This window comes from Puerhibacterium sp. TATVAM-FAB25, assembly GCF_046535855.1.
In the GTDB taxonomy this organism is placed as follows: Bacteria; Actinomycetota; Actinomycetes; order Actinomycetales; family Cellulomonadaceae; genus Puerhibacterium; species Puerhibacterium variabilis_A.
Genome location: NZ_JAXUAK010000009.1, coordinates 37,616 through 58,110 on the forward strand (window position 1 = coordinate 37,616; position 20,495 = coordinate 58,110).

17 protein-coding genes are annotated in these 20,495 nt (G+C 76.9%); 7 read left to right on the forward strand and 10 right to left on the reverse strand.

Features of this window, described 5'->3' with window-relative positions; all coding sequences use genetic code 11:
* Positions 1-31 precede the first annotated feature (31 nt).
* From U5M74_RS10050 to U5M74_RS10065, 4 genes are all read right to left on the reverse strand, one after another.
* Positions 32-562 carry a GNAT family N-acetyltransferase gene (locus U5M74_RS10050; protein ID WP_410908622.1) on the reverse strand — a complete coding sequence of 177 codons (531 nt, stop codon included), beginning with the start codon at positions 560-562 and terminating at the stop codon, positions 32-34.
* Between the two features lie 86 nt (positions 563-648).
* Complete coding sequence (locus U5M74_RS10055; protein WP_410908624.1) at positions 649-2,001, reverse strand: FtsX-like permease family protein; 1,353 nt, start codon at positions 1,999-2,001, stop codon at positions 649-651.
* A complete protein-coding gene (locus U5M74_RS10060; protein WP_410908626.1) occupies positions 1,998-2,756 on the reverse strand; it encodes an ABC transporter ATP-binding protein in 759 nt (252 codons plus the stop codon). The genes U5M74_RS10055 and U5M74_RS10060 overlap by 4 nt, the downstream gene beginning before the upstream one ends.
* Before the next feature lie 127 nt (positions 2,757-2,883).
* Positions 2,884-3,906 carry a hypothetical protein gene (locus U5M74_RS10065; RefSeq protein ID WP_410908628.1) on the reverse strand — a complete coding sequence of 341 codons (1,023 nt, stop codon included), beginning with the start codon at positions 3,904-3,906 and terminating at the stop codon, positions 2,884-2,886.
* Positions 3,907-4,258: 352 nt separating this feature from the next.
* Here U5M74_RS10065 and U5M74_RS10070 point away from each other — a divergent pair, with 352 nt between their 5' ends.
* Complete coding sequence (locus tag U5M74_RS10070) at positions 4,259-4,780, forward strand: DinB family protein (RefSeq protein WP_410908630.1); 522 nt, start codon at positions 4,259-4,261, stop codon at positions 4,778-4,780.
* 73 nt (positions 4,781-4,853) lie between these two features.
* Complete coding sequence (locus tag U5M74_RS10075; protein ID WP_410908632.1) at positions 4,854-6,146, forward strand: MFS transporter; 1,293 nt, start codon at positions 4,854-4,856, stop codon at positions 6,144-6,146.
* Between the two features lie 6 nt (positions 6,147-6,152).
* On the opposite strand, the gene U5M74_RS10080 is transcribed toward U5M74_RS10075, so the two are convergent.
* Entirely contained in the window at positions 6,153-6,944 is a 792-nt protein-coding gene (locus U5M74_RS10080) for a GNAT family N-acetyltransferase (RefSeq protein ID WP_410908634.1), read from the reverse strand.
* Positions 6,945-7,003: 59 nt separating this feature from the next.
* Positions 7,004-7,876, reverse strand: coding sequence for an alpha/beta fold hydrolase (locus U5M74_RS10085; RefSeq protein WP_410908636.1), 873 nt, complete (start codon positions 7,874-7,876; stop codon positions 7,004-7,006).
* A gap of 370 nt (positions 7,877-8,246) precedes the next feature.
* Between U5M74_RS10085 and U5M74_RS10090 the strand changes: the two genes are divergently transcribed.
* Together U5M74_RS10090 and U5M74_RS10095 are read left to right on the forward strand one after the other, a co-directional pair.
* On the forward strand, positions 8,247-12,482 hold the full coding sequence (locus tag U5M74_RS10090; protein WP_410908638.1) for a hypothetical protein: 4,236 nt from the start codon (positions 8,247-8,249) through the stop codon (positions 12,480-12,482).
* A gap of 72 nt (positions 12,483-12,554) precedes the next feature.
* Complete coding sequence (locus tag U5M74_RS10095) at positions 12,555-12,815, forward strand: hypothetical protein (RefSeq protein WP_410908640.1); 261 nt, start codon at positions 12,555-12,557, stop codon at positions 12,813-12,815.
* Positions 12,816-12,890: 75 nt separating this feature from the next.
* Here U5M74_RS10095 and mscL read toward each other — a convergent pair whose 3' ends face one another.
* The 3 genes from mscL to U5M74_RS10110 all read right to left on the reverse strand — a co-directional run bounded on the left by mscL (position 12,891) and on the right by U5M74_RS10110 (position 14,682).
* Complete coding sequence (mscL, locus tag U5M74_RS10100; protein ID WP_410908642.1) at positions 12,891-13,406, reverse strand: large conductance mechanosensitive channel protein MscL; 516 nt, start codon at positions 13,404-13,406, stop codon at positions 12,891-12,893.
* Between the two features lie 157 nt (positions 13,407-13,563).
* On the reverse strand, positions 13,564-14,280 hold the full coding sequence (locus U5M74_RS10105) for an SAF domain-containing protein (RefSeq protein WP_410908644.1): 717 nt from the start codon (positions 14,278-14,280) through the stop codon (positions 13,564-13,566).
* 114 nt (positions 14,281-14,394) lie between these two features.
* Complete coding sequence (locus U5M74_RS10110) at positions 14,395-14,682, reverse strand: FmdB family zinc ribbon protein (RefSeq protein ID WP_410908646.1); 288 nt, start codon at positions 14,680-14,682, stop codon at positions 14,395-14,397.
* 272 nt (positions 14,683-14,954) lie between these two features.
* Between U5M74_RS10110 and U5M74_RS10115 the strand changes: the two genes are divergently transcribed.
* Complete coding sequence (locus U5M74_RS10115) at positions 14,955-17,612, forward strand: penicillin acylase family protein (RefSeq protein WP_410908798.1); 2,658 nt, start codon at positions 14,955-14,957, stop codon at positions 17,610-17,612.
* A gap of 83 nt (positions 17,613-17,695) precedes the next feature.
* Here the strand turns inward: U5M74_RS10115 and U5M74_RS10120 are convergent, their stop codons facing one another.
* On the reverse strand, positions 17,696-18,346 hold the full coding sequence (locus U5M74_RS10120) for a 5-formyltetrahydrofolate cyclo-ligase (RefSeq protein WP_410908648.1): 651 nt from the start codon (positions 18,344-18,346) through the stop codon (positions 17,696-17,698).
* Between the two features lie 79 nt (positions 18,347-18,425).
* Between U5M74_RS10120 and U5M74_RS10125 the strand changes: the two genes are divergently transcribed.
* Entirely contained in the window at positions 18,426-19,058 is a 633-nt protein-coding gene (locus U5M74_RS10125; RefSeq protein ID WP_410908800.1) for a GNAT family N-acetyltransferase, read from the forward strand.
* Positions 19,059-19,147: 89 nt separating this feature from the next.
* Positions 19,148-20,464, forward strand: a complete 1,317-nt coding sequence (locus U5M74_RS10130; RefSeq protein ID WP_410908650.1) for a hypothetical protein — start codon at positions 19,148-19,150, stop codon at positions 20,462-20,464.
* The last annotated feature ends 31 nt before the right edge of the window (positions 20,465-20,495 follow it).

The window sequence follows — 20,495 nt, forward strand, 5'->3', positions numbered from 1 at the left end:
GCCGACAGTGCGCCGGCACGGCGCCGTCGGGTCACGCCGGGATGTGGATCCACACGTCCGGCGGCAGGTCCGGGCGCCCGGGCACCGGCCGCCGCTCCTCGGTCCACGCCTCGCCCGCCGCCGTCGTCGCCACGCGCCGCCAGAACGCGACGGCCGGCGCGTTGGCGTCCTGGAACGCCACCTCCCAGGGCCCCGGGTGGGCCGCCAGCACGACGCTCGCGGCGGCGAGCCCAACGCCGCGGCGCCGGGCTGCGGCGACGACGAAGAACGCGCTCAGCACCCGCGTGCCGCCGTCGAGCCCGCGCACCAGCGCGAAGCCCGCGGGCGCGTCGCCGAGCCGCAGCACGTGCGCCTGCCAGCCCGGGGCGCCGTCGAGCGCGGCGCGCAGCCGCTCGTCGCGGAAGCGGCCGCGCCGGTCCGGCAGCGCGCCGGTGACGGCGGACAGGTCGTGGCGGAACAGCTGCCACAGGTGGGTCAGGGCCTCGTGGTCGTCGGGGGTCGCCGGGGGCACGACGACGGGGACGGGGGCGGTGGGGTGCGCGGGGCGCGCAGCAGTGGTCATACGAGAAAACCTCCCCGCCGGCGTCGGCGGGGAGGTCTCGGGTCCGTCCCTATTCTCTCACGGGCCGGCGTCCCTCACGGCGTCGTTCACAGCGCCCGCTCGGGCCGGGCCAGGATCCCGGGCACGAGCCCCGCCGCGACCGCGGCCGCGCCGCGCACCACGAGGAACCCGGCGGCGAACACCACCGCGGCGGTGAGGATCGCCGTCGGGTTCGTGAGCAGCGCCATGCCGAGCACGGGCAGCAGCAGCACGACGGCGCAGGCGGCCGACCCGCCGGCCACCACCCACAGCGCCGACATCACCGAGCGGCGCGACGCTTCGGCCATGACCGCGAGCGGCACGCCGAGGCGGTCGAGGGACACGTGCACCGACGCCCGGTCGAGCGTGGCGGCGGCCTGGTTGATGCCCACCGAGCACGCGACCATGAGGAACGACGCGGCCACGGTGACCAGCACGCCGGTGGAGATGTCCTGCATCAGCCACCGCTCGTCGTCGGCCACCGACGCCATGTCGCCGGCGCTCGACATCGCCAGGCCGGCCGCGCCGAACACCCCGACGAAGCTGGTCATCGCCACGCCGCTGACCTGCCGCCACGCCGCCTTGGGGTCCTCGAGGACCATGCGGGCGGCCAGCAGGCGCGCCACGGTGCCGGCCCTGCGGTGGGCGCGCCGGGCGCGCACCCGCACGAACCACGGCCCCACGGCGTCGAGCGCGAGCAGGGCGCCGCCGAACACCAGCGCCATGACCACGATCATCGCCACGATGCCGCCGGCCTCGGCGAAGACGCCGAGCTGCCCCATGGCGACCGCGCCGACCACGACGACGCCGAGGGCGGCGGCCGCGCGCACCCAGTGGGCGGTGCCGGCCTTCTGCCGCGTGCGCACGCCCAGCGGCGTGACGACGACGGACCGCAGGCCGGCCACGGCGCTCAGCGCGCCGAGCAGCGCGACGGCGAGCACGGCCACCGGCACCCAGGCCCACGGCAGCCACACCTGCGTGCCGAGCGCCTCGCCGCGGAAGTGCAGCAGCCCCACCAGCGGGGCCGCCGCCGCGTACAGGACGGTGCCGAGCAGCGCGCCGACGAGCGCCGTCGCGGCGGCCTCCAGCACGGTCAGCAGCGTGACGGTGCCGGTCGTGGCACCCAGCAGGCGCAGGGAGGCGAGGCGCTCGTCGCGGCGCCGGGCCGCGAGCCGCGCGGCCGAGGCGCCCACGGTCGCGAGCGGGACCAGCAGCAGCACCAGGGCGACGACGGCGAGGACCTGGTACGTCACCGCCAGGTCGTCGTCCCAGCGGAAGAACGCCTGCGCGCCGCCCGCCACGAGCAGCAGCAGCGCGGTGACGAGCGTGAACGACACGAGCGGCAGCGCGGCGGCGAGCCGGTCGTCGCCGCGGCGCCGCGCGAACAGCCCGGCGAGGCGCACGGCGGTGGCGGCGCTCACCGGGCACCCCCGGCGGGGTGCTGGGCGATCGCGGCGGCCCGCGGGTCGGCGACCGCGCGCGGGCCGGGGCGGCCGGAGTCGGAGACCACCCGCCCGTCGCGCAGCACCACGGTGCGGGCGCAGCGGCGGGCGACCTCGGTGTCGTGGGTGACGACGACGAGGGTGCGGCCCTGCTGGACGGCCCCGAGCAGCAGGCCGAGCACCTCGGCCGACGTCGTCGAGTCCAGGGCGCCGGTCGGCTCGTCGGCGAACAGCAGCCGGGCGCCGGTGACCTGGGCGCGGGCGATCGCGACGCGCTGTGCCTGGCCGCCGGACAGCTCGCCGAGCCGGCGGTGCTCCATGCCGGTGAGCCCCAGGTGCGCGAGCCACTGCGAGGCCTCGGCCTCGGCCTGCCGCCGCGCGACGCCGGCGAGCATGCGCGCGACGGCGACGTTCTCCAGCGCCGTGAGCTCGTCGAGCAGCAGGCCCTGCTGGAAGACGAAGCCGAGCTCCTCGCGGCGCAGGCGGGCGCGCGCGCCGTCGTCGAGCGACCCGACCTGCACCGGCCCGCGCGTCGCGGCGAACGTCACCGCGCCGGACGTGGGCCGCAGGATGCCGGCCAGGCAGTGCAGCAGCGTCGTCTTGCCGGAGCCGGAGGCGCCCATGATCGCGACCGACTCGCCCGGCACGATGTCCAGGCTGACGTGGTCGAGCGCGGGCGTGGGGCTGCCGGGGTAGTGCATGGTCAGGCCCCGGGCGCTCAGGATCGGTGTCATGCCCCCAACCTCCCAGGCGGCGGCGGCGCGGCGCGTCGGCCCGGGAGCGGATCCCCGCGGCGGGCGGCGTCATCCCGCGGGATGACGGCGGGACGACGCCGTCCGCCGCGAGAGGGGCGGTGCCGGCTCAGACCGTGCGCTTGAACTGGGCCAGCGGGCCGCCGCCGAAGGAGCGGCCGACCGCGTTGCCGGTCACCGAGATCTTCGTCGACGGGCGCTCGATCATCTGCCCGTGCTCACGGGCGCACGCCCGGTTGCAGTACCAGTCGCTCACCGCCCCGTGGGTGCCGGTGCGGGTGAACGTGTTCGCGTAGACCTTGCCGGAGGTCGAGCTGCGCAGCCGGACGGCGTCGCCGGAGATGGTGGCGAACCGGTTGCTCCGCACCTCGACGTTCGAGAAGACCGCGTAGACGCCGTGGATCAGGCCGCGCTCGGCGGCCGAACCGTTGCGCAGGTCGACCATCGCGTTGCCGGTGACCTTCGCGCCGGAGACGTTCTGCAGGCTCAGCGCGGCGTACCCGGTCCCGGCGCCGCCGGTGAAGGCGTCACCGATGCGGGTGAAGGTGTTGTTCTGGACCCGGACGCCCGGCAGGTGCCGACCGATGCCGTGGGCGTAGGCCGTGGGCGAGCCCTTGTAGCGGTAGCCGCCGGAGATGCGCAGGCCGTTGGTGTAGTTGCGCACCGTCATGCCGTGCACCTCGAAGCGGGTGCCCGAGGAGCGCGCGGTCGGCTCGACGTCGAGCCACCAGTCGTTCTTGCCGCGGCCGTCGAACAGCGGGCGGATCTTCTCGGCCGGGGCGCCGCGGCCGTTCCAGGCCGCCGGGATGAACCGCACCCGGTGGCCGGGCGAGGCGGTGGTCCAGTCGGCCGTCTGCCCGCGGTACGTCCCGGCCGCGATCCTGATGTCGACGTCCCGCTCCTTGCCGCGGTTGTTGACGGCGACGACCTCGGCGCGGTCGATGGTCCGCACCGCGGTGCGCGCCGACAGGCCAGAGTTCTTGTCGTCGCCGTTCGGCGCCACGTAGACGGTCAGGGTGCCGAGCGGTGCCGCGGTCGGTACGACCCGCAGCTGGTCGGCCAGCAGCGGGCCGAGCAGCAGGCCGAGCAGGGCCGAGGCCGCGACGGCGATCCTCGAGAGGCGTGAGCGCATGGAGAGGCCTCCTCCACCGGGGAGGGGGACGGCTGCCGACGGCGGCCGTGCCACCTCCGGGTCGCCCGAGGGCGCACGCGACCGTCGCTCGTGGTCGAGAGAGGGTCTGAGGGAGCTCACGCCGAGACATCCTCGTCTCGCGCGGTGAGGCTCGCTCCGTGGCCGGCAGGCGGGGGGTCGGTCAGCGCGGCCGGCCGGACCGGCGGCGCGTGCGGCAGCGTCCTGTCGCCATGCCCCCCATGGCGCCGCGCGGGCGCCTGCGTCCGTTGTACCCCGGCGGCGCCCGGCCGCCAAGGACGAAAGTGGCGGCGCTCGCGGGCGGTCCCGGCGCGTCGGCGGCTAGGGTCGCGCCATGGCCGTCTCCGACGTCGAGCCCGAGGTCGACTCCGCCGACCCGGCAGAGCAGCTCGTCGCGTACCTCGACTACTACCGGGCCGCCGTCGAGCGGAAGCTGCGCGGCCTCACGGCCGACCAGCTGGGCGACAGCCCGCTGCCCTCCGGCTGGACGCCGCTGGAGCTCCTCGCCCACCTGGTGCACATGGAGCGCCGCTGGTTCGTCTGGGGGTTCCTCGCCGAGCCCGTGCCCGACCCGTGGGGCGACCACGCCGACGGCGTGGACGGCGGCCGCTGGCACGTGCCCGACGGCGTCGGCCTCGACGACCTGCTGGAGCGGCTGCGCGCCGGCGGCGAGCGCACCACCGACATCCTCACCACCACGCCGCTGTACGCCCGCGGCGCCCTCGGCGGGCGGTTCACCGCCGAGCCCGCGCCGACGCTCGCGTGGATCGGGTTCCACGTGCTGCAGGAGTACGCCCGGCACGCGGGGCACCTCGACGTCGCGCGCGAGCTCATCGACGGCGCGACGGGCGAGTAGCGCCGGCGCCCCTCGCCTCGGGGCCGGAAAACCCCGTGTCCCCGCGCCCGCGCGGCCGTAGGCTCGGGTGCTCGTGAGCGCACTGGTGGAGGTCGTGGTCCCGGCCCGGCTGGGCCGGCCGTTCCGCTGGCTGCTGGCGTCGTCGTGGGCGGGCAACCTCGGCGACGGGATCGCGCTCGCCGCCGGACCCCTCCTCGTCGCCTCGCAGACCGACTCGGCGTTCCTCGTGGCGCTCGCGGCGCTGCTGCAGCGTCTGCCGTGGCTGGTCTTCGGCCTGTGGGCGGGGGCGCTCGCCGACCGGCTGGACCGGCGCCGCGTCGTCATGGTCGCCAACGCCGCGCGCGCCCTCGTGGTCGCGGCGCTCGCGGCGACCATCGTCACCGGGCGCGTCGACGTCGGCGTCGTGCTCGCGGCCATGCTGCTGCACGGCGTCGCGGAGGTCTTCGCCGACACCACCACGTCCACGCTCCTGCCCGCGCTGGTGCGCAAGCAGGACCTCGGCGTCGGCAACCATCGCGTGCAGACCGGCCAGCTGACGGTCAACCAGCTCGCCGGCCCGCCCCTGGGCGCGTTCCTGTTCGCCGCGGGCGCCGCGTGGCCGTTCGTGGCCCAGCTGGTGTGCATCGCGCTCGCCCTCGTGCTCGTGGCGCGCATCGCGGCCACGCCCGCGCCGGACGGCGCCCCGGGCCTGGCGCGACCCGCGGCGCAGGAGCGCACCCACGTGCGGCGGGACATCGCCGAGGGCCTGCGCTGGATCGCCGGCCACGCCGCCGTGCGCACCCTCGCCGTGGTCATCCTCGTGTTCAACGTGACGTGGGCGGCCGCCTGGTCGGTGCTGGTGCTGTGGTCCCGCGACCACCTCGGCATGAGCGAGGTGGGCTACGGCCTGCTCACGACGGCGTCGGCCGTGGGCGGCATCGTCGGCACGGCGCTGTACGGACGGATCGAGCGTCGCTTCTCGTTGGCCACGGTGATGCGGACGTGCCTGCTGCTCGAGGTGGTCACCCACCTGGCCCTGGCCCTGACCACCGCGGGCTGGCTGGCGATCGTGATCATGGCCGAGTTCGGCGCCTACGTGTTCGTGTGGACCACGGTGTCGAACACCGTGCGGCAGCGGGCCGTGCCGCAGCGGTTCCAGGGACGCGTCAGCGCGGTGTACCTCGTGTGCCTCTTCGGCGGGCTCGTGGTCGGGCAGGCGCTGGGCGGCGTCATCGCCGAGCGCTGGGGCCTGACCGCGCCGTTCTGGTTCGCGTTCGTGGGCGCGGGCGTGACGCTCGCGCTCGTGTGGCGCCAGCTCGTGCACGTCGCCCACGCGGACGCCGACGACGACCTCCACCGCGAGGCAGGCGACGCCCTCCCGCGCTGAACGCTCTCAGCCGCGGCGCCAGAGGTACGGCGTCGTCGTGGAGACCTTCACCAGGCCGGAGCGTTCGAGGATCGGGCGGGAGTGCTCGGTGGAGTCGCTGTGCACGAGCGTGCGGCCCTGCCGCAGCGCGGAGCGGGCGCGCGCGGCGGTGAGCGCCCGGTAGATGCCGCGGCCGCGCCACCCGGGCCGGGTGGCACCGCCCCAGATCCCGGCGAACGGCGTGCCGGGCACCGGCTCGAGCCGGCCCGCCGTCACCACGCGGCCCTGGGCCTCGGCCACCCACAGCTCCGTGCCGTCGGCGGCGGCCAGCCGGCGCAGCACGGCGTCCGCCATGTCGGGCCGCGGCGGCCCGCCGAACACCTCGTCCTGCATGGCGCACGCCGCCCGCACGTCGGCCTCCGAGGTGACGCGCCGCAGCGCGACGCCGTCGGGCAGCGGGACGTCCACGGCCAGGGCGCTCGCCTCGCCGACCATGACCGACTCCGGCTCGTCGGGCACGAAGCCGTGCTCGAGCAGGGCCTCGTGCAGGCCCGGCGCGCGGTCGTGCCCGCGGGTCTTCCACTCCGCGCGCCCGACCGCCGGGTCGGCGGCGAAGCGGTCGCGCGCCGCCGCCACGAGCGCCCGGACCCGGGCGGCGTCGGCGCCGCCGAGGTCGCGGTAGGTGACGAGGCCGCGCCCGCCGCGGAACGTCGCCAGGTGCAGCGGGCCGTGCCGCGTCACCGTCACGGCGTCGTGCGTCTCGGCGGTGGTGCGCAGCTGGTCGTCGTACGCGGCCAGCAGCTCGGTGGGGGAGGCCATGGGCGCAGTGTGGCGCGGCGGGCCGTCCCGCGTCACGGCGATTCGCGGGCCGGGCTCGCTCAGGGGCGCGGCTCGGCGAGGAACTCGGCCAGGTCCGCGGCCAGCGCCTCGGGCGCCTCCTCGGCGACGTGGTGGCCGGAGTCGATGCCGTGGCCCGTCACGTCCGGCGCCCACGCGCGCCACACCTCGAGCGGGTCGCCGTAGAGCTGCTCGAGGTCGTCGCGCGTGGACCACAGCACGAGCGCGGGGCACGTGACCTGGCGGCCCGCCGCGCGGTCCGCCTCCTCGTCGCGCCGGTCGACCGTCAGCCCGGCGCGGTAGTCCTCGAGCATCGCGCGCACGACGTCGGGGTCCCGCACGGCCGCGCGCCACTCGGCGTGGTTCTCCGCGCCCATCACGGCCGGGTCGCCCTGGTACCACGCGTCGGGGTCGGCGGTGATGACCCGCTCCGGCACGTCCGGCTGGGCGAAGAAGAACCAGTGCCACCAGGCCGTGGCGAGCTCGGGCGTGATCCGGGCGAGGTGCTCCGAGATCGGCAGCGCGTCGAGGAAGGCGGCCCGCAGCACGGCGTCGGGGTGGTCGAGCGCGAGGCGCAGCGCGACGGCGCCCCCGCGGTCGTGACCGGCGAGCAGGAAGCGGTCGTGGCCGAGGTGCGCCATGACCCGCACCATGTCGTCGGCGACGGCGCGCTTGGAGTGCGGCGCGTGGTCGGCGGCGGGCGCGGGCCCCCGCGAGCGCCCGTACCCGCGCAGGTCCGGGCACACGACGGTGAAGCCGCGCTCGACGAGCAGCGGGGCGACGCGGTGCCAGGTGGCCGACGTGCGCGGGTGGCCGTGCAGCAGCAGCACCGCCGGTCCGGCGCTGCCGCCGTGGCGCACGAAGATCGGCGCCTCACCGGTGTCGACGTACTCGGTCTCGAAGCCCTCGAACATCCGGCCACGCTACGGCGAGACGGCCGACCGACGCGCGCGGACGGCGGGTCCCGACAGGCCCCCCGCGAGTGTGTCGAACAACCTTGGACACATGTCCGAGTCGCAGTTGACTCGGCGGATGCGCGAGGGTCACACTCCTTCCAAGACAGTCGCGCATCGCCCGCCCCCTGCGCGGTGCGCCTGTCGTTCGCCGGGTCCCCACCCGGCGGCGATGCCCTTCGGACCCCCTGCCGGAGGGCATCGCGCTTTCCGGGGCCGTCCGGCCCGGGCCCGTGGGCGCGCGCACCGCCGCGTCCGCGCGATCCCGGGCTTGGCGCGCCCTCGGCGTGCCGTCGCCGCAGCGGCGCGCGACGCGCTTAGCGTGGCGGCCGTGAACGCCGTCCGACGCACCTCTGCCGAGCACGCGGTCGAGCGGTCGGCCACGTCGCCGGTCCCGAGCGGTCCTGCCGACGCGCCCGAGCGCCCCCGCCTCGTCACCCCGCCGGCTTCCGAGGAGCTGGTGGCCGACGCCGTGCGCCACTGGCGCGCCGGCCTCGTCGAGCAGGTCGGGGACTCCACGCTGGCCGACGTCGGGCTGCTGGGCGAGGCGATCATCGACCTCACCGCCGCCCACCCCTCGGGTGTTGCCCAGCTCTTCGCCGGCCGCCCCACGCGCCTGTCGAACCTCGTGCGCGAGGGTGCCGCGCTGCCCGCCGCGCGCCGGCGCGCCCGCGCTGTCGCCGCCCGCTCCGCCGAGCACGCCCAGCGCTTCGGCGTCGCGCCCACCTACCTCGCCCTCGGCGTCGCGACGTGGACCGAGCCGGTCGACGGCGCCGCGCCGGAGCACCCCCGCGGCGACGTCGCCGCGCTGGCGCGCGTCGCCGGCGGTCGGCCCGACGTCGACGACGCCGCCCCGTTCACCCAGTCGCTGCCCGTCGTGAGCATGGCCGGGGCGCGGCACGCCGCGCTGCCCGACGTCGACGACGCCGCCCCGGGCGCCGTCACCGTCGCCGGGCCGACGCCCGCCGCCGACGTCGTGCCCGCCGGCGAGGCGCCGCTGCGCACCGTCCACGCGCCGGTGCTGCTGCGGCCCGTGACCCTGACCCGCCGCGGCGACGAGGACGACTTCGACCTCACGCTCGACGCGACCGCCGAGATCAACCCGGTGGTGGCGCGGACCCTGCGGCGGCACGGCGCCCTGCTCGACGCCGCGTCCCTGGCGCAGGCCACGTTCACGCTGGGCGGGTTCGAGCCGTCGCCGGTGCTGGAGCGGATCGCGGCGCTCGGCGAGGCCGTCCTCGAGGGCTTCCAGCTCGAGCACCGCGTGCTCGTCGGCACGTTCGTCCACCCGGGCCAGTCGCTCGTGGAGGACCTCGACGCGCTCGCGCCCTCGCTCGTGCGCCACGAGGTGGTCGCGGCGCTGACCGGCGTCGACCCGGCGGCGGACGCGATCGCCGCCCTGGAGGTCCCGGACCCCGCGCCCGGCGACCCCGACCCCGCCTACGAGCGCGGCGTCGGCGACCTCGACCCGCTGCAGCGCCACGTCGTCGACGCGCTGGCCACCGGCAGCCACCTGTACGTCGACGCCCCCGTGGGGTCCGACGTCGCGGGCACGGTCGCGGCGGTCGTCGCCGAGGCCGCGGCCGCCGGCCGCTCCGTGCTCTACGTGACCGGGCACCGCCGGGCCGCCGACGCCCTCGCCGCCCGCCTCGGCTCGCTCGACCTCGACGGCCTGCTGGTCGACGTGCCCCCGCACCCGGCGTGGCGCGAGGACGTCGCCCGGCGCCTGCTCGCCGCCATGGCCAGCGAGCCGGAGCACGTCGACGACGACGCCGCGACGCGCATCCGCGACGCCCTCATCGGCGCCCGCGCCCAGCTCGCCGGCTACATCTCGGCGCTGCACCAGCCCCGTTCCCCGTGGAACGTCTCCGCCTACGACGCGCTGCAGGCGCTCGCCCGGCTCACCGCCGAGCGGCCGGCGCCGTCGACCACGGTGCGGCTGACCGCCGACACCGCGCTGCGGCTCGGCGCCGACGCGCGCCGCGGCGTCGCCGCGGACCTGCGCCGCGCCGCGGAGCTGGGCGCGTTCACGCTGCGCGCCACGTCCACGCCCTGGTACGGCGCGCACCTGCTCAGCGACGACGACGCCCGCGAGGCGCTCGTGCGCGTGCAGCGGCTCAAGGACACGACGCTGCCGCAGCTGCGCCGGCAGATCGCCTACGTCACCGAGGTGACCGGGCTGACCACGCCCACCACGGTGGACGCGTTCGGCCGGCAGCTGCGGATGCTCGGCGGCATGCGCGGCACCCTCGACGTCTTCCACCCGATGGTGTTCGAGCGCACCGCCGCCGACCTCGTGCAGGCCACGGCGAGCCGCAGATGGCGCGCGGAGAACGGCGTCGAGATGGGCTGGTTCACCCGCCGGCGGCTGCACAAGCGGGCCAAGGACATGGTGCGCCCGGGCGTGCGCGTGCCCGACCTGCACGCCGCGCTGGTCCAGGTCGAGCAGCAGCGCGACATCTGGGCCGAGCACTCCCAGCGCGGCGGCTGGCCCGTCCTGCCCGAGGGCCTGTCCTCCATCGAGGACACCCACGAGGCGGTGCGCATCGACCTGGACGCGCTGGAGCCGGTGCTGCGGACGACGCCGCAGGGCGGCGGGCTCACCATGCTCGACCTCGACATCCTCGCCGGGCGCCTGGAGGGGCTCGCCGAGGACGCCGACGCGCTCGAGAGCCTGCCCGCCCGCACGGCCGCGCTGCGCCGCGCCGAGGCCGCGGGCCTCGGCCCGCTCGTCGAGGACCTCGCCGTGCGGCGCACCGAGCCGGCGCTGGTGGAGGCCGAGCTCGAGCTGGCCTGGTGGTCGTCGGTGTTCGAGCAGATCCTCGCCGCCGACCCGGCGCTCGCCGGGCAGGACGGCGCGGGCCTCGACGCCCTCGCGCGGCGGTTCCGCGAGCTCGACCGGCGGCACGTCACGGCGCTGTCGGCGCCGGTGCGCGCCGCGGTGCGGGCGCACCTCGGCGCCGCGATGCGCGAGCACCGCGACGACGCCGAGGCGCTGTTCACCGAGCTCATCGAGGGCCGCCTGACGTCGCTGCGCGACCTGGCCGTGCGGCACGGGCAGGTGCTGCGGCGGCTGCGCCCGGTGATGGTCTCGACGCCCACGCTCGTGCCGCACCTGCTGCCGCCCGAGCGCACCGTCGACCTCGTGGTGCTCGACGCCGTGCAGCACGTGCCGCTCGAGTCGGTGGTCCCTGCCCTGGCCCGCGGCGTGCAGGTCGTGGTGGTCGGCGACGCCCGCTCGGCGTCCGGCACGGCCGTGCACGAGCTGGCCCGCCTGCTGCCGCGCGTGACGCTGGTGCCGCGCGAGTCGCGCCGCGACCACGAGCTGACCCGGCTGCTCGCCGAGCACGGCTACGCCGACCTGGTGCGCCCGGCCCCGCTGCCGCGCGCCGAGGCGCTGGTGCACTTCGACCTCGTCGACGGCTCCGGCATGCCCGACGCCGTCTCCGGCACCGTCGAGTCCACGCAGGCCGAGGTCGACCGCGTCGTCGAGATCGCCATCGAGCACGCGCTGACGCGACCGGAGGAGACGCTCGGCATCGTCACGGTGACCGAGGTGCACGCCGACCGCATCCGCCAGGCGCTGCTGGCCGAGGTGCGCGCCAACCCGGCGCTCGCCCCGTTCTTCGCCGGCTCCCGGCCGGAGCCGGTCGTGGTCGCCGACATCACCGGCGTCGCGGGCCTGTCGCGCGACGCGATCGTGCTGTCGCTCGGCTTCGGGCGGACGCCGCACGGCCGGGTGCTGCACCGGTTCGGCGTGGTGGGGGAGCCCGGCGGCCAGGCGATGCTGCTCGGCACCCTCGGCGCCACCCGCCGGCGGCTGCACGTGGTCACCTGCTTCGCGGCCGGCGACCTCGACCCCGAGCGGCTGCGCGGCGCGGGCCCGCGGCTGCTCGCTGACGTGCTCGCCTTCGCCGAGCGCCGCGCCGACGTGGCCGACCAGGTCCAGCTCGGCAACGGCGTCGACGTCTCCAGCGCCCCCGACCGGTTGCTCGTCGACCTGGGGGAGCGGCTCTGGCGGCTCGGCTACCTCGTCGAGACGAGCTACGGCCTGCCGGACGGCGACCGCATCCCGCTCGTCGTCGGGCACCCCGACCTGCCGGGCGAGCTGCTGGTGGCCGTGCTCACCGACGACGCCGCGTACGTCGCCGAGCCGTCGGTGCGCGTGCGCGACCGGCAGCTCGCCGAGCGGCTCGAGCGGCTCGGCTGGGTGGTCACCCAGGTGTGGTCGGCCGCCGCGTTCCTCGACCCCGACGGCGAGGCCGACCGCGTGCGCCGCCTGGTGCAGCGCGTCCGCGACACGCGCGTCGGCACCGTCGGCGGCGTGGTGCCGCCGCGGGAGATCGTCGTGCCGGTGCTGCCCGAGGAGGACGAGCCCGACGACCAGCCCGGCGAGGTGCGGGCCGAGGACGTGCGGTTCGAGGACGTCTGGCCGGACGAGGCGCGACCGGCCGACGTGCGGCCCGACGGCGCGGCGGACGACCAGCCGGGCGAGGGCGCGTCGGGTCCGCACGTGCCGGGCGACGGCGTGCACGGCGACGGCATGCACGGCGACGGGCGCGAGTGACGCCTCCTCCTTCGCGGTCCGCGTGACCCGCCGCCGGCCGGGCGTGCCCGGCCGGTGGCGGAGAATGGTCGGGTGACCGACAGCGCCTCCTCCCACCCCGACGAGCCCGCTCGCGACGAGGCCGCTCCCGACGGGGCTACCTCCGGCGCGGCCGCTTCCGGCGCGGCGGCGGACGACGCCGCGCAGCCGCGTCGGCGCGGGCACCGCCGCGTCGTGCGGCAGGGCACGGAGCGGGAGCCGGTGCTCGGGCTGCCCGCCGACGAGCGGGGCAGCCACGGCGAGAACGACGAGCGCCTGCTGCGCGACGTGCCGCCGCACTGGGGCCGCCGCTGAGCCGGCCGAGCCGGCCGCGCCACGTCGGACGGCTGAGCCGGTGGCGTCGAGTCGGTGGCGCTGAGCCGGCGGCGTCTACCGCGCGGCGTGGCGCGGGCTCGCGCCCACGCCGTCCTCGGCGGTGCCGGCGCCGGCTGCACCGTCGCCGGCCGTCCCGTTCCTGGCCGTGCCGTCTCCCGGGTCGCTCGCGTTCGGCGTGGTCCGGCCGGCCCCGGCGGCCAGCAGGTCGCGGATCTCCTGCAGCAGCAGCACGTCCTCGGACGGCGCCGGCGGCTCCGGCTCGGCGCCCTTCTTGCGCAGGTGGCTCAGGCGGTTGATCGGCACTACCACGACGAAGTAGAGCGCCGCCGACACCAGCAGGAAGTTGAGCACCGCCTGCAGCACCAGGCCGATGCTGAAGTGCGCCTCGTTGACGACGAACTTGCCGACGCCGGAGATGTCGGGCGCGCCGAAGATCGCCGCGATGAGCGGGGTGAGGACCCCCTCGACGAGGCTGGTGACGATCGCGGTGAAGGCGCCGCCGATGACGACGCCCACGGCCAGGTCGACGACGTGGCCGCGCGCGATGAAGGCCTTGAAGCCCTGGAGCATGTGGTCCTCTCGGTCGCTGCAGGGGTCTGGTGCCGCCGCGGCGGCACCGCGCCCGGTCCCGCGCAGATTGTTCGGGTCTCGGCCGGGGACCGCAACGCGAGCACCGACGCGTCCGCCGGCCTCCACGGTCCGCCAGGCACCCGGCCGGTGCGGCCTCTCACGGCACCAGCACCGCGCCGACCGTCCCGGTGCCGGACGCCGCCGACACGGCGGGCGCCTCGTCCGGGCCCACGGCCAGCAGCGTCGCCGCCGCCGGGTCGCCGGCGGCGCCACCATCCAGCAGCCCGCCGCCGGCCCGCTCGCCCGCCTGCCGCCCCGCCGACGGCAGCACCAGCGCCCCGCGGGCGAGGTATGCCGCGTCGGGGGAGCCCTCGTCGGGCTGCGCGGTGGTCACGAGGTCCACGCGGTCGCCCGGCCGCAGCAGCGCCGCGGCCGTGCCGTCGAGGAGGACGGGGACGACGACGGTGCCGTCCGGGGCGCGCGCCACGACCTCGCCGCCCGCCACGAGCTCGCCCGTGAGCGGCAGCCCGGCGGGGAGCTCCACGACGGGGGTGCGGCCCACCGCGTCGTCCGGGTCGGCGAGCGCGTCGTCGGGCACGACCTCCGCCGGCAGCGCGCGCAGCGCCACGTCGTCGGCGGCCACCGGCTGCCCCGCCGCCAGCGCCCGCACCGGGACCACGACGTCGGTGGTGGGCGGCGCGGGCGGGCGCAGCGCGTGCACCGCCGCCATGGTCGCCAGGCCGCAGCACGCGGCGGCCAGCACGAAGCGGGACCGCCACAGCCACGCCGCGGCCCGGCGGCGGGCACGGCTCCGCGCCGGCCTCGCGGCGGCCTCGGGTGCGGGACGGCGGGATCCGGGGCGCAGCAGGCTCATGCCACCGGACGCTAGGGCGCCGCCGTCGGCACCGGGCGCGCCGGCCGCGCGGCCTGTGGACGGCCTCGCGGCAGCCCGTGCCGGGGACCGCCTCGGACGCGCGTCAGCCGGGGATCAGGACGCGGTCTTGGTCGACGACGAGGAGCCCGACGACGACTTCGACGCGCCGGACGACGACGAGCCGGACGACGAGCCCGACGACGAGGAGCTGGACGCGCTCGACGAGCCGCGCGAGTCGGTCCGGTAGAAGCCCGAGCCCTTGAACGTCACGCCGACCGTGCCGTACTGCTTGCGCAGCGTGCCGCCGCACTCGGGGCAGACGGTGAGGGCGTCGTCGCTGAACGACTGGTGGATGTCGAAGGCGTGACCGCAGTCGGCGCACCGGTAGGCGTAGGTGGGCACGGGGCTCTCCTCAGGGACGGTGGGGACGGGTGCGCGCGGTCCTCGGGGCCGCTGCTGGCACTCGTGCTTACCGAGTGCCAATGATACGCGCGGCGTCGGCATTCCCGGTGCACCGGCCGCCGCGCACGGCGCCGCGGCCGCCAGGGGCGCCCGCCGGGGCGGCCCGTCCCGCCCCGGGCGGGTGAAATCCTCGCGGTAGCCTCTCCTGCGTGTCCGCCACCCCGCCCGCCGCCGCCCCGTCCCCCGAGACGCCCGACGAGACGCCCGAGGAGATGCCGGTGCCCCGGCGTCGGAGGTCCCGCCTGCGCCGGTGGGCGGTCGCGGTCGCGACGCTGGTCGCCGTCGTGCTCGTCGCCGCGGTGGCGTTCGGCACCGTGACGGTGCGCAAGCCGCTGCCCGACGTCGACGCGTCGGTCCAGCTCGAGGGCCTGGACGGAGAGGTGACCGTCCAGCGCGACGCGCGCGGGGTGCCGCAGATCACCGCCGGCACGGCCGAGGACCTCTTCCGCGCGCAGGGCTACGTGCAGGCGCAGGACCGGTTCTTCGAGATGGACTACCGCCGTCACGTGACGGCGGGCCGGCTCGCCGAGCTCGTGGGCGACGTCCCCGCGGCGATCGAGGCGGACAAGGTCACCCGCACCTTCGGGTGGCGGCGGGTGGCGCAGCAGGAGCTCGAGCTGCTGACGCCGGAGACGCAGTCCTACCTGCGCGCGTACGCCGACGGCGTCAACGCCTACCTGGACAGCCGCAGCACCGCCGAGCTCGCCGTCGAGTACACGGTGCTGGGCACGACCACCCGCGTCGAGAAGCCGGAGCCGTGGGACCCGGTGGACTCGCTCGCGTGGCTCAAGGCCATGGCCTGGGACCTGCGCGGCAACTACGACGCCGAGCTCGACCGTGCGCTGGCCTACTCGACGCTGGGCGACGTGGAGCTGGTCGACGAGCTGTTCCCGGCGTACGCCGCGAGCGGCAACGGCACCGTGCTCGAGCCCGGCGACCTCGGCGAGGCCGCCTCCGCCGACGGTGGCGACGCGGCGGCCGTCGAGCCGGCGTCGTCCGGCGGCACGGCCGCCGCGGGCGACGCCGTCGTGGCCCAGGCCGCCGACGACGTCCCGCTGCCGCGCGGCGGCGCCGTGCTCGGGCACGCGCTGCAGTCCGCGCGCGACGCCCTCGACGCCGTCCCGACGCTCGTCGGCCGGGGCGAGGGCACGGGGTCGAACTCGTGGGTCGTCGCGGGGCAGCACACCGCCTCCGGCAAGCCGGTGCTGGCCAACGACCCGCACCTGGCGCTGTCCCAGCCGAACGTCTGGGCGCAGGTCGGGCTGCACTGCGCGACCGTGGACGACTCCTGCCCGTTCGACGTCGCGGGCTTCTCGTTCGCCGGCTTCCCGGGCGTGATCATCGGCCACAACGGCGACCTGGCGTGGGGCCTGACGAACATGGGCGCCGACGTCACCGACTTCTTCATCGAGCGCGTGCGGGACGACACCTACCAGCGCGGCGAGGACTGGGAGCCGCTCGACGTCCGCACCGAGACCATCCGCGTGGCCGGCTCGACCCCGATCGACCTCACCGTGCGCAGCACGGCGCACGGCCCGATCGTCTCCGACGTCATCGAAGACCTGGGCGCCGTCACCGGCGCCCCGACCCCGGCCGGCACGGAGCTCGGCACCTACGCCGTGTCGCTGGCCTGGTCGGCGCTGCAGCCGGGCCGCACCGCCGACGCCGTCTTCGCCTTCGACACCGCCCGCTCGGCCGAGGACGTCCGCGCCGCCGCGGCGCTGTTCGAGGTGCCGGCGCAGAACATCGTGTTCGCCACGGCCGACGGCCACATCGGCTACCAGGCCCCCGGCCGCGTGCCGGTGCGCGCCCGGGTCGAGGGCAGCCCGGTGCCGAGCGACGGCACGTGGCCGCGCGACGGGCGCGACCCGGCGTACGACTGGCAGGGCTGGGTGCCCGCCGACCAGATGCCGCGCGCGCTCGACCCCGACAGCGGCGTGATCGTCGCGGCGAACCAGGCCGTGCTGCCCGACGGCACCGGCCCGTTCCTCACCACCGACTGGGACTACGGCTTCCGGGCCGAGCGGATCGGCGCGCTGCTGCAGCAGCAGGTCGAGTCCGGCCGCAGGCTCACGGTCGAGGACATGGGCACGGTCCAGCAGGACGACTGGAGCGCCTACGCCCAGGTGCTCCTGCCGGCGCTGCTCGCCGTCGACGTCGAGGACGACTACGACGCCGCCGGCCAGGAGCTGCTCGCCGACTGGGACGGTCACATGGACGCCGACTCCTCGGCCGCGGCCTACTTCGCCGCGGTGTGGCGCAACCTGCTGCAGGCGACGTTCTGGGACGACCTGCCCGAGGAGATGCGGCCCGACGGCGGCTCGCGGTGGCTCGTCGTGGTGCGCGACATGCTCGAGCGGCCGGACGACCCGTTCTGGGACGACCGCTCCACGCTCAACGTGGTGGAGTCGCGCGACGAGATCCTCACCCAGGCGCTCGTGAGCGCCCGGCGCGATCTCACGGTCGAGCTGAGCAAGGACCCCGCGGACTGGCACTGGGGCGACCTCCACACGCTGCGGCTGCAGCACCCGGTGCTCGGCGGCGACTCGGTGCCCGCGCCCGTGCGGGCGCTGGTCAACCCGTCGCCGGTGGAGATGCCCGGCGCGTCGTCGGTGGTGAACGCGACCGGCTGGGACGCCGGCACGGGCAGCTTCGCCGTGACGTCGGGGCCGTCGATGCGCATGGTCGTGGACATGGGCGACCTCGACGCCTCGACGTGGGTCACCGGCACCGGCACGTCCGGCCACCCGGCGTCGAAGCACTACGACGACCAGCTCGGGACGTGGGCGTCGGGCGGGACGTTCCCGTTCCCGTTCACCGCCGACGCGGTGCGCGAGGCCACCGTCGACGAGCTGACGCTGCGGCCGTGATGCGAACGGCCTGACACAGCCGGCCTGACACGAACGGCCCGGACCGCGCCGCGGTCCGGGCCGTTCGTGGCGTCGGCGGGGGCTCAGAACAGCCGCTGCCACCCCTCCGGGGTGACGACGGCGTGCACCGGCATGTCGTGCTCCTCGGCCGGCAGCGGCCGCTGCACGACGTCGTAGACCTCCTCGGGGAACACCACCGCGACGACGGGCACGCCGGGGCGGGCCTGCTTGAGCACGCGGTCGTACCAGCCGCCGCCCTGGCCCAGCCGCACGCCGCCGGTGTCGACGGCGAGGGCGGGGGCCACGACGACGTCGGCCTCCTCGACCGCCGCGGCGCCGAGGGCGGGGCCGTCCGGCTCCGGCGGGCGGCCGGGCGCCCGCTCGCGCAGGTCGTCCGGGCCCTTGTACTCGGCCCAGTCGCGGGCGAGGCCCGCGCCGAGCACCGGCAGCAGCACGCGGGCGCCGCGGGCGGCGAGCCGCTCGAGCAGCACCTCGGTGCCCGGCTCCGTGGGGCGCGCCGCGTAGGTGGCCACGCAGCGGGCGTCGCGCACCTCGGGCAGCTCGGCGAGGGCGTCGGCGAGGGCGACGGCGGCCTCCGCGCGCAGGCGCGGCGGGCGGGCCTGACGCTGGGCACGGATGGCGCGGCGGAGCTCTTCCTTGGCGTCGGCAGGCTCCATGCCCGGCATCACGGGATACGGCTGGTTCCGTGGAGGGCTGTTGGAGTCGCGACGCATGGGCACATTGTGTCAGTGTCCGTCCGGAACGCCGGGCTGCCGTGCCCGGCCGCGGGAGGCACGGGTGGCGCAGGGACTGATGAAGGAGTGGGCGACGGTGAGCAGGTCGTGGCCGGTCACCCTGCGGGACGACTCCCCGCGCGGGTCGGTGGTGCTGCGGCCGCTGCGCCGCCGGGACTCCCAGGCGTGGCTGCGCCTGCGCCAGGACAACCGGGCGTGGCTCGAGCCGTGGGAGGCGACGTCGCCGGGGTACCGCGCCGAGCCGGCCGCGACGTTCGCCGAGTACGTGCGCGCCCTGACGCAGCAGGCGCGCGCCGGCACCGCCCTGCCGTTCGCCGTCGAGCTGGACGGGGCGCTGGTGGGCCAGCTGACGGTCTCGTCGATCGCCTACGGCTCGCTGTGCTCGGCGTCCATCGGGTACTGGGTCTCGCGCGAGGTGGCCGGCCGGGGCGTCATCCCCACCGCGGTCGCCATGGCCACCGACTACTGCTTCGCCGTGCTGGGTCTGCACCGCATCGAGGTGAACATCCGCCCGGAGAACGAGCGCAGCCTGCGCGTGGTGGAGAAGCTGGGGTTCCGCGACGAGGGCCTGCGGCGCCGCTACCTGCACATCCAGGGGGAGTGGCGCGACCACCGCACGTTCGCGCTGACCACGGAGGACGTGCCGGGTGGGCTGCTCGCCCGCTGGCAGGCGACCCGCGACGCCGTCTGACCACGACGGACGCCGTCCGGGGACGAATCTTGACGGACACGCCGCGAGTACTCCGCGCGTGGTGGCCCCGGCTCCCCTAACGTCGTGGCGTGGAATCGTCGGCAGCAGGTCTCGCAGCTCTCGCGCTGTTCGTCCTGTGGCTGGGTTACTGGGTGCCGCGGAAGGCCCGGCACCGTCAGCAGCTGGGCGAGGCCCGCGTCGAGGACAGGTTCTCCGGCGGGCTGCGCGTGCTGGCGGTGGCCGCCGGCCCCGTGACGGGGGGGCCGATCGAGCCCCGGTCGACCGTGCCGCTCCTGGCTCCCGGCCACGGGGGCGTCCGGGCGCGGCTGCTCGAGCGCACCGGTGCCTCCGACGACGCACTCGCACCCGCCCCCGGCAGCGGCGCCGGACGCGGGCTGACGACGGACACCACCGCCAGGACGGACACCCGACGAGGGGAGCATGCGATGCAGGACAGCCGCGAGTCCCGCCTGGCGGTCATCGAGGAGCGTGCCCGGCGGGCGCGTCGGCGGCTCGTCCTGACGCTCGTGCTGCTGGTCGCCACGGTGGCCGGCTGGGTCGCCGTCGCGACCGCGCTGGTGGTGTGGTGGGCGGCGCTGGTGCCGACCGCGCTGCTCGCCGTCGTGCTGGTGCTCGGCCGGCTCGCCGCGAGGTCCGCGCGCAGGGCCGACGAGCGCTGGGCCGCCGAGCGGCGCGCCGCCCAGCGCAAGGCCGTCCAGGCGCGGTCGCTGGCCGCCGGCGGCCCGCGCGCGCCGCGCAACCGGCCCCGGGTGACCGGCATCGCCGTGCGCGGCTCGGAGACCAGCACGCAGATGATCCCGCGCGTGGTGCAGGAGGCGAAGGGCGCCGACGGTGAGCGCGGGGGTGAGCGCGGTGGTGAGCGCGGCGGTGACCGTCCGGCGCGCGTCGCCGTCACGTCGATCGCGGGGGAGCCCGCGGTGAGCGCGCCCGTCACGGACGAGGGTGCCGCCGACGACAAGCCGGTGATCGAGGTCGCGGTCGTCGAGGTGGCCGAGGAGAAGGCGGCGGACGCTGCCGAGCCGTCGACGACGGAGGCGTCCGCGGACGGCGGCTCCTGGGACCCGCGCCCGCTGCCGCTGCCGACGTACGTGACCAAGCCGGCCGCACCGCGACGCGAGCCTCGGCCGCTGATTGACGCGACGCCCGTCGTCGCCTCGACCGGCTGGGCGGCGCGTCCGTGGCAGCGTGCCGAGGCGACGGGCGGGCGGTCGCTCGAGGTCGTGCAGGAGGTCGCGACGGTCACGGCCGGGGCCGTCACGGTCATCGAGGCCGTCGACGTCGTCGAGGTGGCCGAGGAGGCACCGGCCGACGCCGCGCAGCCCAGCACCGAGACGCTCGGCCTGCCGCTCGAGCAGATCCTGGCGCGCCGCCGCGCGGCGGGGTGACGTGCCTCTCTCCGTGCCCTGGGCGCCGAAC

Bases quoted from the DNA above. Each gene is read 5' to 3' on its own strand.
- U5M74_RS10050 (WP_410908622.1), bottom strand. From the start codon at position 562: ATGACCACTGCTGCGCGCCCCGCGCACCCCACCGCCCCCGTCCCCGTC.
- U5M74_RS10060 (WP_410908626.1), bottom strand. From the start codon at position 2,756: ATGACACCGATCCTGAGCGCCCGGGGCCTGACCATGCACTACCCCGGC.
- U5M74_RS10065 (WP_410908628.1), bottom strand. From the start codon at position 3,906: ATGCGCTCACGCCTCTCGAGGATCGCCGTCGCGGCCTCGGCCCTGCTC.
- U5M74_RS10070 (WP_410908630.1), top strand. From the start codon at position 4,259: ATGGCCGTCTCCGACGTCGAGCCCGAGGTCGACTCCGCCGACCCGGCA.
- U5M74_RS10080 (WP_410908634.1), bottom strand. From the start codon at position 6,944: ATGGCCTCCCCCACCGAGCTGCTGGCCGCGTACGACGACCAGCTGCGC.
- U5M74_RS10085 (WP_410908636.1), bottom strand. From the start codon at position 7,876: ATGTTCGAGGGCTTCGAGACCGAGTACGTCGACACCGGTGAGGCGCCG.
- mscL (WP_410908642.1), bottom strand. From the start codon at position 13,406: ATGCTCCAGGGCTTCAAGGCCTTCATCGCGCGCGGCCACGTCGTCGAC.
- U5M74_RS10105 (WP_410908644.1), bottom strand. From the start codon at position 14,280: ATGAGCCTGCTGCGCCCCGGATCCCGCCGTCCCGCACCCGAGGCCGCC.
- U5M74_RS10115 (WP_410908798.1), top strand. From the start codon at position 14,955: ATGCCGGTGCCCCGGCGTCGGAGGTCCCGCCTGCGCCGGTGGGCGGTC.
- U5M74_RS10120 (WP_410908648.1), bottom strand. From the start codon at position 18,346: ATGCGTCGCGACTCCAACAGCCCTCCACGGAACCAGCCGTATCCCGTG.
- U5M74_RS10125 (WP_410908800.1), top strand. From the start codon at position 18,426: ATGAAGGAGTGGGCGACGGTGAGCAGGTCGTGGCCGGTCACCCTGCGG.